Source organism: uncultured Anaerococcus sp., assembly GCF_963510915.1.
Classification (GTDB): Bacteria; Bacillota; Clostridia; order Tissierellales; family Peptoniphilaceae; genus Anaerococcus.
Map to the genome: position 1 here is coordinate 1 of NZ_CAUPHG010000059.1, position 10,848 is coordinate 10,848.

Annotated in this window: 11 protein-coding genes; all 11 read right to left on the reverse strand. The window is 38.5% G+C overall.

The genetic code is table 11. From position 1 onward, the window contains the following. Positions 1-580 precede the first annotated feature (580 nt). Entirely contained in the window at positions 581-1,750 is a 1,170-nt protein-coding gene (gene metK, locus RQ893_RS06040) for a methionine adenosyltransferase (protein ID WP_311482152.1), read from the reverse strand. Beyond that, positions 1,743-2,222 (reverse strand): 2-C-methyl-D-erythritol 2,4-cyclodiphosphate synthase, encoded by a 480-nt coding sequence (gene ispF / locus RQ893_RS06045; RefSeq protein WP_311482153.1) that lies wholly within the window; start codon positions 2,220-2,222, stop codon positions 1,743-1,745. The genes metK and ispF overlap by 8 nt, the downstream gene beginning before the upstream one ends. Then, positions 2,219-2,920: a 2-C-methyl-D-erythritol 4-phosphate cytidylyltransferase gene (gene ispD / locus RQ893_RS06050; protein ID WP_311482154.1), complete on the reverse strand. Its 702-nt coding sequence runs from the start codon at positions 2,918-2,920 to the stop codon at positions 2,219-2,221. The genes ispF and ispD overlap by 4 nt, the downstream gene beginning before the upstream one ends. Next, entirely contained in the window at positions 2,913-4,010 is a 1,098-nt protein-coding gene (locus RQ893_RS06055; RefSeq protein ID WP_311482155.1) for a PIN domain-containing protein, read from the reverse strand. The genes ispD and RQ893_RS06055 overlap by 8 nt, the downstream gene beginning before the upstream one ends. A 21-nt stretch (positions 4,011-4,031) precedes the next feature. After that, positions 4,032-4,511: a CarD family transcriptional regulator gene (locus RQ893_RS06060; RefSeq protein WP_311482162.1), complete on the reverse strand. Its 480-nt coding sequence runs from the start codon at positions 4,509-4,511 to the stop codon at positions 4,032-4,034. A gap of 92 nt (positions 4,512-4,603) precedes the next feature. Beyond that, positions 4,604-5,500 carry a YegS/Rv2252/BmrU family lipid kinase gene (locus RQ893_RS06065; RefSeq protein ID WP_311482156.1) on the reverse strand — a complete coding sequence of 299 codons (897 nt, stop codon included), beginning with the start codon at positions 5,498-5,500 and terminating at the stop codon, positions 4,604-4,606. A 72-nt stretch (positions 5,501-5,572) separates the two neighbouring features. Further along, the gene (locus RQ893_RS06070) at positions 5,573-6,208 is read right to left on the reverse strand and encodes a hypothetical protein (RefSeq protein WP_311482157.1); all 636 of its coding nucleotides are present in this window, start codon (positions 6,206-6,208) and stop codon (positions 5,573-5,575) included. Continuing rightward, positions 6,205-6,744, reverse strand: a complete 540-nt coding sequence (locus RQ893_RS06075; protein WP_311482158.1) for a DUF4256 domain-containing protein — start codon at positions 6,742-6,744, stop codon at positions 6,205-6,207. The genes RQ893_RS06070 and RQ893_RS06075 overlap by 4 nt, the downstream gene beginning before the upstream one ends. Next, on the reverse strand, positions 6,744-7,040 hold the full coding sequence (locus RQ893_RS06080) for a nitrous oxide-stimulated promoter family protein (protein WP_311482159.1): 297 nt from the start codon (positions 7,038-7,040) through the stop codon (positions 6,744-6,746). Before RQ893_RS06080 ends, RQ893_RS06075 begins: the two co-directional genes overlap by 1 nt. After that, on the reverse strand, positions 7,040-7,315 hold the full coding sequence (locus RQ893_RS06085) for a hypothetical protein (protein ID WP_311482160.1): 276 nt from the start codon (positions 7,313-7,315) through the stop codon (positions 7,040-7,042). Before RQ893_RS06085 ends, RQ893_RS06080 begins: the two co-directional genes overlap by 1 nt. A 104-nt stretch (positions 7,316-7,419) precedes the next feature. Continuing rightward, positions 7,420-10,239, reverse strand: a complete 2,820-nt coding sequence (uvrA, locus tag RQ893_RS06090) for an excinuclease ABC subunit UvrA (RefSeq protein WP_311482161.1) — start codon at positions 10,237-10,239, stop codon at positions 7,420-7,422. Positions 10,240-10,848: the final 609 nt, after the last annotated feature.

Sequence of the window (10,848 nt, forward strand, 5' to 3'; positions counted from 1 at the left end):
TCCAAACTTTTTTGACATTCAGTCGGCTAAAATTTGATAACTCGGCTAAAGCCTCAAACAATCAAATTTTTATACGCCGACTTCATTTTCAAAAATTCTAGGTCTTAAGTTTCTAACTCTTCGTTTTTGAGTGCATAACACATCTAGCAATGTTTGGCGAAAGCCAAACGAGCTTAAGACTTTCTAGAACTTCGATACCATTTCTCCCTTTTATTGGGTAAAGATTTCTAATAGAAAGCCTCGTTAAGAAAACTGATTGTTTGAGGCGAAGCCGAGTTATCAGTTTTTAGGGGCTTAAATATTAGAAATCTCTGGGTAAATACACCAACTAAAACAAGGACGTTCTCTCTACTAAAAAAAGCTTGCCGATAAGGCAAGCTTCTGCTTCCGCACTCCGCATAAGGAGCCGCTCGGGGGGGTGTAGCCGAGAGGGGTTTAAGGGGAGGAGGGTGAGGGACCCTGCGGAAGGTCCCTTGGGCCTCCCCTTTTTACGGAGTGGTCATGTAAATGACCTAGAACATTTATAAGATACAGTTAATCTCGGATTAACCAAAGAATATAATTTATCTAGGATAAAAAACTAATATTGACTAAGGTCTTGGACCTTATCTAATTTTTCCCATGTAAATTCAGCCTCTGTCCTACCAAAATGTCCGTAGGCTGCGGTTTTTTTGTAAATTGGGCGTCTTAGGTCTAGTTTGTCTATTATAGCACCTGGTCTAAAGTCGAAGTTTTCTTCTATAATTGCTTTTAATTTTTCGTCGTCATATTTGCCTGTGCCGAAGCTATCTACAAAGATTGCAAGCGGTCTTGCTACACCGATTGCATAGGATACTCCGATTTCTAATTTCTTTGCAAGTCCTGCTGCCACCATGTTTTTGGCAGCGTACCTTGCCATATAGGCTGCAGATCTGTCTACCTTTGTTGGGTCTTTTCCGGAAAATGCTCCGCCGCCTGCCTTTGAATATCCACCGTAGGAGTCTACGATGATTTTTCTACCTGTAAGGCCTGAATCTCCCTTTGGTCCACCGATTACAAATTTACCGGTTGGGTTGACGTAGATTTTTGTTTTATCGTCGATTAATTCTGATGGCACAACTTCTTTGATGACTTTTTCTATTATGTCTTGGCGGATTTTTTCCATTGGAATATTGTCTTTGTGTTGGGTTGAGATTACGATTGAGTCGAGCCTTACTAGGACATCATCATCGTATTCTACAGTCACAAGGCTCTTACCATCTGGTCTGATATAGTCGATTATGCCTTCCTTGCGGACTTGGGCAAGTCTTTTCGCCAAGTCTTGGGCGAGTTTTACTGACATTGGCAAATATACTTCTGTTTCATTATCTGCATAGCCGAAGACCATTCCCTGATCACCTGCGCCGATTTTGTCATAGTCGTCATGACTTTGGTCGTATTCACTTGCCTTATCAACTCCCTGGGCTATATCTGGTGATTGGCTATTTATTGATGTTAGGACTGCTACATTTTCATAGTCAAAACCAAGACTAGGATCAGAGTATCCTATTTCTCTTATAGTTTCTCTTACAACTTCTTCTATTGGCACATAGGCTTCAGTGGTCAGTTCACCTACAACGAGGACTAGACCTGTTGTAGTGATACATTCTGCTGCCACTCTAGAATTTGGGTCTTCTTTTAGGCAGGCATCCAAAATCGCATCTGAAATTTGGTCGCAGACCTTATCTGGATGGCCTTCAGTTACTGATTCGCTTGTAATAAATTTACGCATCTATTTCCTCCAAATAAACTATGGCTCTTGCTTCTATCCCCTCGCCTCTGCCAGTAAAACCAAGTTTTTCACTAGTAGAGGCCTTGACTGACACATTTTCTATATCAGTTCTTAGGTGTTTTGCAAGTAACTTTACAATTTCTTCTCTTTTTGGGGCAATCTTTGGCATTTCACAAATGACAACAGAGTCGAGATTGCCAATTTTGTAGCCCTTTTCATACATTTTCTCCACCACCCTATCTAAAAGGTCAATGGAATAAATATCCTTGTAGGCAGGGTCAGTATCTGGGAAAAGATTGCCAATATCTGGCAGAGCAATGGCTCCCAAAATAGCATCCATTATAGCATGAGTGAGGACATCTGCGTCTGAATGACCCAAAAGACCAAGGTCATGGTCAAATTTTACCCCACCTAAGATTAAGTCCCTGTCTTTTACTAATTTGTGGACATCATAGCCAATTCCTACTCTCAATTTTTCCCCCTTATATATGCCCCAGCGAAAATTATATCTTCCGCAGTTGTTATCTTAATATTAGAATATTCACCCTCTACGATTTTTACTGGTTCACTCCTATCAAAAAATTCAAACAATTGGCTATCGTCAGTGATTTTAGCTTCTGATTTGAAATATTTTTCGTAGAGTTTTTTGATAAGTCTAGTGTCAAAGGCCTGGGGTGTTTGGATATTGTAAACAAATTCCCTATTTGGGGTGAAATCTACCTCCCCAACTTCATTTGCAACCTTAACTGTATCCTTAGATTTAGTTGCAGCAATGGCTGCCTTGTAGGTTTCCATCTCTCCTAAAACTCTCAAAAAAAGATCCCTAGAAGCAAAAGGTCTTACTCCGTCATGGCTTAAAACCAAATCAGAATCGGGATTTAGGGCAGACAAGCCCTTGTAAGTAGATTCTTCCCTGGTTTTACCACCTGCAACCATTTTTATTCTAGGATCCCTAAAAAGAGATAAAATCTCGGTTGCAAGAGTCATATCTTCCTCTCTTACAACCAAGATTATCTCGTCAAATTCGCTTATATTAGTGACAGTTTCAAGACTTAGTTCTAGAATTTTTTTGCCCCCTACTTCTAGATAAGGCTTATTTATCGTAGAACCCATCCTAGTTCCTGAACCTGCGGCAATAATTACTGCCGATAAATATTTTCCTTTATACATCTTCCGCCCTTACAAAAATCATCCTACCAGCTGATGTTTGAAGCACTGATGTAACCTTAGCCTTTATAGTCTTATCTATCAGGTCTTGGCCATCTTCAACAACAACCATAGTTCCATCTTCTAGGTAGCCTACACCTTGGTTTTTGCCCTTACCTTTTTTGATGACTTCTATTTCCATCTTCTCGCCTGGGATTACCACAGGTTTTAGGGAATTTGCTAGGTCATTTATATTTAGGATTGGGATTCCTTGAACATCTGCAACCTTATTTAGGTTGTAGTCGTTAGTAAAGACTTTGGCTCCTAGGTCTAGGGCTAATTTTAGGAGTTTTGCATCAACTTCCTTGATATCCTTATAGTCCTTATCTATGACTGTAAGCTTGATTTTGTCAGATTCTTTAATTTTATTTATTATATCAAGTCCCCTCCTACCTCTTTCTCTTTTGAGGTCATCTGGAGAATCTGCTATATGTTGTAGTTCTTCTAGGACAAATTCAGAAACAATCAACTCCCCTTCAAGGAAGTCTGTATTTATAATATCCAAAATCCTACCATCAATTATTACTGAGGTATCCAATACCTTGGGACTTGCTGTTAGGTTAGACCTATCGAAAAATTCTCCCCCGTTCTTGCTTTCTGACCTAGACCTAGTCAAGAGAGCTATAAGATCATCAGAATTTTTGTAAGCTAGTTTCCAGCCCAAATAACCAAATCCAATATATAATAAAATAGATAATAGCACAAAAAATGAATTTCCCATAAATGGTAGGGATAATTTGGTAATTGGTGTAGAAACTAGGGTTGCTATCAAAGATCCTAATATAATTCCTATAACGCCTATAACTAGGTTGGCAGCAGGCAACTTGCTTGCCTTCTTTTCAAACCTCAAAAGACTCGCTGCTGCTATTTTTGATATTGGATCAGTTGCGAAATAAAAAATTATTGCACATAGAGCTGATGAAATGACTTTTGCCCACAGAATTAATTTGCCGCTATTAGGGACAAACCCAAAAGCGGCGTTAACTATTCCGAAGACAACTATGCCAAGAACAGCTCCGATTAGTATAAAAACTAATCTGATTACTCTCTTCATAAAATCTCCTTATATTTAAGACTATAATCCTATAGATTCGTCTATCATTTTCTCTGCTTCTTCCTTGGCTAGGGAACCTGCCATGACAAGTTCACTGGCAAGGATTCTCCTTGCTCTGTTTAGAAGCTTTTTCTCAGTTGTTGAAAGTCCTTTATCACTGTCGAGGATAGCTAGGTTTCTGACCATTTTCGCTATCTCAAAGATATCGCCAGTTTTTAGAATCTCCTGGTTATCCCTGTATCTCTTAGTCCAATTTGAATTCATTTCAGTTGGCTTATCGTCAAGGATTTCTAGAACTTCTAGACCTTCTTCCTTGCTTATAATAAACCTAATGTTAGCATCTTTCATGTTTGTAGCAGGTATTGATATATCCATCTCACCAATGGGCATTTTTAGGATATAATACTCTCTTTCCTCTCCCATGAATTCTATCTTTTCAATTGCATTAATGACCCCTGCACCATGCATTGGGTAAACTATCTTATCGCCTACTTTAAACATCATAACCTCCTAGGTTTCTCACTTATACTATACCATAATTTTGAGATTACGCTTATGCTAATCGTTTACTATATCACAAAAGAAGTCCCATTTCAATCAATTAGGCCAGTTTTCACATTAACCCTTTGACCAACAACTTCAATTATGCAGTCAGTAGTTTTGCCTCCAAATTCTCCATCAAGCGACCAAGAAACTTGTTTTTCAGTCTTGATTCTAATTTTCTTAACCTGTCTTTGTATAACAAGATCACTTGATTCACCTGTTGACAAGGATTGGATAATCTTATTTAAGTCCACAATTGATTCTGGTTTTTTTACCAAAGTTACCTCAAAAAGCCCATCAGTAAGACCAACCTTGTCATCAAAGAGGTTAAATCCTCCAACAGACACAGAATTCGATACCATAAAATGGATAAATTCGTCATTTATCAATTCATCATCAAATTCAATTTCTGCTTTGTAGGATTGCATAGATTGGATTGGAAGGAGCTTTTTGATGCCCTCAACTATGTAGGCCGAACGGCCAATTATATTTTTGACATCCTGATCAGTTGAAAAACTAATATCAGAAAGGGCCCCAAAGGCTGCAACATAAACAAAATACTTGTCGTCAATCTTGCCAACATCAATCCTCTTAACCTTTCCTCTGACAGCCGTTTTGGTTGCCTTTTCTATGTCTGATGAAATATTTATTGTCTTTGAAAAATCATTGGTAGAACCTGTTGGTATATAGGAAATAATTGGGTCTATATCTGCCTTTAAGGCTCCAGATACAGCCTCATCCAAGGTTCCATCTCCACCTGATATTAAAATTTCATCAAAGTCCTTACCATATTTTTCAACAATCTGCCTGCAATCACCGGATTTTTGTGTGGCGTAGACTGTAGGAAATATAGACTTTGAAGATAAATATTCAATTATTCCAGACAATTTGTCATTGATGGCCCTTTGACCAGAATTTGGATTGTAAATAAATAGTATTTTTTTCATACTTTTAATTCTTTCTTTTTATTTTATATTTTATAACCTTAAATCTAGGTTAAATGGATAAATTCCTCTTGCTTATTGGTTTTGACTAAAAACTTCTTTGTCAGTTTTATTATAGATTATAAAACCAGCTATCTTTTGCCCATCCGGACTGCCTTTTTTTGCTATTTCTATGAGCCTGTCGTCATTTTCGAGACTCTTTATCGGACAACCTGGTCTATAGAGAACATAGTCCGATTCTGAATTTAGTCCTAGGGCAAAATCCACATGGTAGCACATTTTGTTATAGACACCTTCCTCTGTGGTAATTTTATAATCTCTTAAATCTAACTCATAACGATAATCATCAATAGCCTTGGTGATTTCAAAAATTCCTTTAAATTCCGAGGTATGAATTTCTTCTGCATCATAGCATTGGGCTATGTATGTTAGATTGTAGTCCTTGCCGTCAGCGGCGATTTTGCCTAAATAATCTCCCCTAAACTGGCCCTTATTTTCAAAAATTATCTTTGTTTGACCAGTCTCTTCACCATAGCTTCTTAAAAGAGTCTGACCCTTTAACTTTTCATATAAAAAATCCCTTATCGTTTCAAAGTCAGGCTCTTTATAGCCTTGCTCTTGGCTGTGATTTTTATTTTGATTTTCACCTTGAATATTACTTCCACAAGCGCTTAGACTTAGCAAAATAAGGACAAGTAATAATTTTTTCATATTTCAATATAGGCTCTAAAACCCCTGTCTTTGAAATAAGTGTCAGGACTATTGTAGTAAACAAAGACCCTATCGAAACGCCTGCTTGCAAAAAGTGCTCCACCGGCTTGTCTGATATCTTCTGGAGTCTTAATCCAAGATGTGGTTTTACTATCAAAACTTGCAATTTGAGATAAGGCTATATACTTATCTTCGCTTAAAATTTTGACTCCCATGGCTTCTAATTCTTCTTCTACGGATGAAGCTGGGGCATTATCTTTACGATTTTCCCTTTCTACTTTTCCATAGCAAAGACTTCTCCTGCCCTTTGGACTCTTTTCAGCCATGTCTACATAAACTAGTCCCTTAAAAATTTCAAGGTCAACAAGGTCTGGCTCCCCACCTGTTTCTTCCATTGCGAAAATCGCATCATAAAGGTCTGGATTGTTTAAAATAGATGACTTGACAAAGTCCCACTTGATTGATGGATGTCTGTCCATATTGTCTTTAAATCTCTTTTCTAATTTGTCAATAAAGGCTTTATCGTAATTTTCCACTAGCTTCTCCTTTTGCTTTCTAATAAGTGTCTCAGAGCCTGAATAGGTGCATGAAAAACCATGCGGGGTCCTGAGTATCTCATTACTTTTTTTATCATTTTTCTATGGTCATCATCATAGCAATGAATTTTGCAAGATGAACAAAAAGGCTTGGTGTCACCATGAGGACAAGCTCTAAGCTTTTTTGCCACATATGCCTTGAGATTTTCTTTCTTTATGTCTTCACTCTTGTGCCTATCATAGTATAGGTCAATCATGAAATCGACTAGGCCCTTTCCCCTATCAGATTTTTTCATTATTTATCGTCTGTTTCAGCAAGTTTTTTTAGGGCATCAAGGTCTGTTATATCATCTATACCAGCTTCTTTTAATAGACCCTTGATGGCTTCTGTATTTTCATTTATCCTTGCCTTTAGATCTTCAATCTTATTTGCTTGGTTTACTACAACTTTTTTGGGTTCATCCACATAGTAAACCTTGCCTGTCTTTGGGTCAAAACCAACTGTTCCTGCTGTATTATCTGCTATATCTATATCATTTCTATCTTTGTTGTCGTTTTTTTCTTCTAACATAAGTACTCCTTTATTCTTTACAGTCTTATTTTATCATTTTCTACCTATAAATTAAAGCTTTTTACTTTTTCTAGAACAATCCCAAGCCGGGACTAATCATCATTCTATTTTAATAATTTTTTTAGATATTGACCTGTGTAGGATTCTTTAACTTTTACAATTTCTTCTGGACTTCCAGTTGCAACTAAGTTTCCGCCCCCATCTCCACCTTCAGGTCCCAAGTCTATAATATAGTCTGAAACCTTGATTACATCAAGGTTATGCTCGATTACTACGACCGTATTGTTTTGGTCTACAAGCCTATTTAAAACTTCTATAAGCTTGTGAACATCTGCTGTGTGCAGACCTGTGGTTGGCTCATCGAGTATATATAGGGTTTGGCCTGTTGAAACCTTGGCAAGCTCTGTTGCAAGTTTGACTCTTTGGGCCTCTCCACCAGATAATTCTGTGGAAGGTTGGCCGATTTTAATATAGCCAAGACCCACATCATAGAGGGTTTGGAGTTTTCTCACAATGGAAGGCTGGTTTTCAAAAAATTCAATTCCTTCCTCAACAGTCATATCAAGGACTTCAGAAATATCCTTGCCCTTAAATTTCACTTCAAGGGTTTCCCTGTTATATCTCTTGCCATGGCAAACTTCGCAAGGCACGTAAACATCTGGCAAAAACATCATATCAACCTTAATTGTTCCATCTCCCTTACAAGCCTCGCACCTGCCGCCCTTGACATTGAAGGAAAATCTTCCCTTTTGGAAGCCCTTCATCTTGGCTTGGTTGGTCATGGCAAAAACGTCACGGATGGCATCAAAAACCTTGGTGTAGGTCGCTGGATTTGACCTTGGTGTCCTGCCTATCGGAGATTGATCAATGGCTATGACCTTATCAATCTGATCAAGACCCTTGATTTTCTTGTGGGCTCCAGCGTGAACCTTAGACTTGTTGATTTTCCTGGTTGCCATCTTATATAAAATTTCATTTACAAGTGACGATTTTCCCGAACCAGACACACCTGTTACAGTTGTAAGAGTCCCAAGCGGGAATTTCACGTCAATATTTTTAAGGTTATTTTCTGCCGCACCGATTACTTCTATAAATTTATCCGAAGTCCTGCGTTTTTTTGGTACTTCAATCTTTTTTCTGCCCGCCAGATAATCTCCTGTGAGCGAATCCTTGCAGGCCATTATGTCAGAAAGAGAGCCTTTGGCGACTATTTCTCCGCCATGGATACCGGCCCTTGGGCCAATATCAACAATATAATCAGCAGCCCTCATAGTATCCTCGTCATGTTCTACGATAATTAGTGTATTTCCGATATCTGTTAGATTTCTAAGAGACTTAATAAGTTTATCATTATCCCTTTGGTGAAGACCAATCGAAGGCTCATCAAGAACATAGGATACGCCAACAAGTCCTGATCCAATCTGGGTGGCTAGCCTTATCCTCTGACTCTCCCCTCCCGAAAGGGTTGAGGCAGTACGGTTTAGGGTCAGATAAGAAAGACCAACGTCATTTAAAAACCTAAGTCTGCCCTTAATTTCCTTAATAATTAGCTCTGCAATTTGCTCTTTCATTTCAGAAAGTTTTAGATTTTCAAAAAATTCAATGGATTTGGCCACAGAAAGACGGGTTAATTCTGAAATGTTTTTGCCTCCGACCTTTATAGCCAAAACCTCAGGTTTTAGCCTATCTCCATGGCAAACTCGACACTCTTCTTCGCCCATATAGTCCCTAAACTTTTTCTTTTGGGCATCAGAATTTGTCCTTTGGTACCTATCCCAAATATTTTGGATAGCCCCCTCAAAAATCCCCTTATATCTTTTTTTCCCCGAAAAATGGGATTCAAAAATAAAGGACAAATCGTAGTCAGTGCCATATAAAATATCGTAGATAAGACCTTCTGGCGCATCTTCTAAGGGTGCATCATATGAGTACTTATAATGATCTGCAATAGCCCTTATAACTTCATAATAATATGTTCCCTTGGCAGATGTCGCATAAGGCTCGACAGCCCCTTGGTTTATAGACAGACTCCTATCTGGAATAATCAAATCCTTATCAACTTGAAGGTGAAAACCAAGCCCATTACACTCAGGACACATGCCAATTGGAGCATTAAAAGAAAACATATTTGGGGTAATTTCAGGCAGAGACACATGGCCTTCAGGACAAGCGAGTTTTGATGATAAAAGCATCTCATCTCCCCCAATTACATCCACAATAACAAGGCCATCTGCAAGACCAATTGTGGTTTCAAGAGAATCTGCAATCCTAGATTCGATTCCCTCCTTCATCTTAATCCTGTCTACAATTACAGAAATGTCATGCTTTTTATTCTTATCAAGGTCTATATCATCCTCGATTTCATACCTTTCCCCGTCAATAATCACACGGACAAAACCATCTTTTCTAATATTAGCCAGGGCATTTTTATGCTGGCCCTTCTTGCCCCTAATCACTGGAGCTAAAAGTTGAATTTTAGTCCCCTCTGGTAATTCCATAATCCTATCAACCATCTGGTCAACAGACTGGGCTACGATTGGTTTGCCACAAACCGGACAAAAAGCATCCCCTATTCTGGCATACAAAAGCCTGTAATAGTCGTAAATTTCAGTCACAGTCGCCACAGTCGAACGTGGGTTCCTGTTGGTAGTCTTTTGGTCAATGGAAATAGAAGGCGACAAGCCCTCGATTGAATCAACATCCGGCTTATCAATCCCACCCAAAAACTGCCTAGCATAGGACGAAAGACTCTCCACATAACGCCTTTGACCTTCTGCATAAATAGTATCAAAAGCAAGAGTAGACTTACCAGAGCCCGAAAGCCCAGTAAAAACAATCATCTCATCACGAGGTAGGGTAAGATCTATATTCTTGAGATTGTTAGTCCTTGCTCCTTTTATAATAATATTATTATTTTCTTTCATTACTTTCCTTTCAGTGTTATCCTAGATAACTTATTTTCTTTTCTTTTATATTAAATTATTCTTTATCTTTTATAGAATTACGATATTTACAGTTGAATATTCGTTCTAAGGGGGAGCCCAGGGGAACTTTCCGTATGTTCCCCAACCGGCTCCCCCTTAAACCCCCTTCCGCTACCCCCTCCAAACGGCCCCTTGGCAGGGAGCATGAGCAGTAGATTTCCTCTGGAAATCTTTTGTTTGTAGAGTTTACGCCCTTGTTTTAGTTGGACTAAATCCTAACTTTTTTGACATTCAGTCGGCTAAAAATCTCAATCTCGTCTGACTTTTATTTTTTATTTTAATCTTGGTTCACAGTAGTTACAATAACTTAACTAGCAGGTGGCTGTCAGTGAGACGCTCTCGGCCGCTTGGGCAGGCTCTTAACGCCTTCCTCATTTACAAAAATACTAGATAATGAGTTTTTTTCTTCTTCGTTCAAGAACAACTCCTATCTAGCAATGTTTGACGAAGTCAAACGAGCCTAGCAAATCTAAAAGCTCGAGATAAAATCTCTTCTTTATCGGGAATGATTTTTAATCTAGGGTTGCGTTAAGAAAACTGATTGTTTGA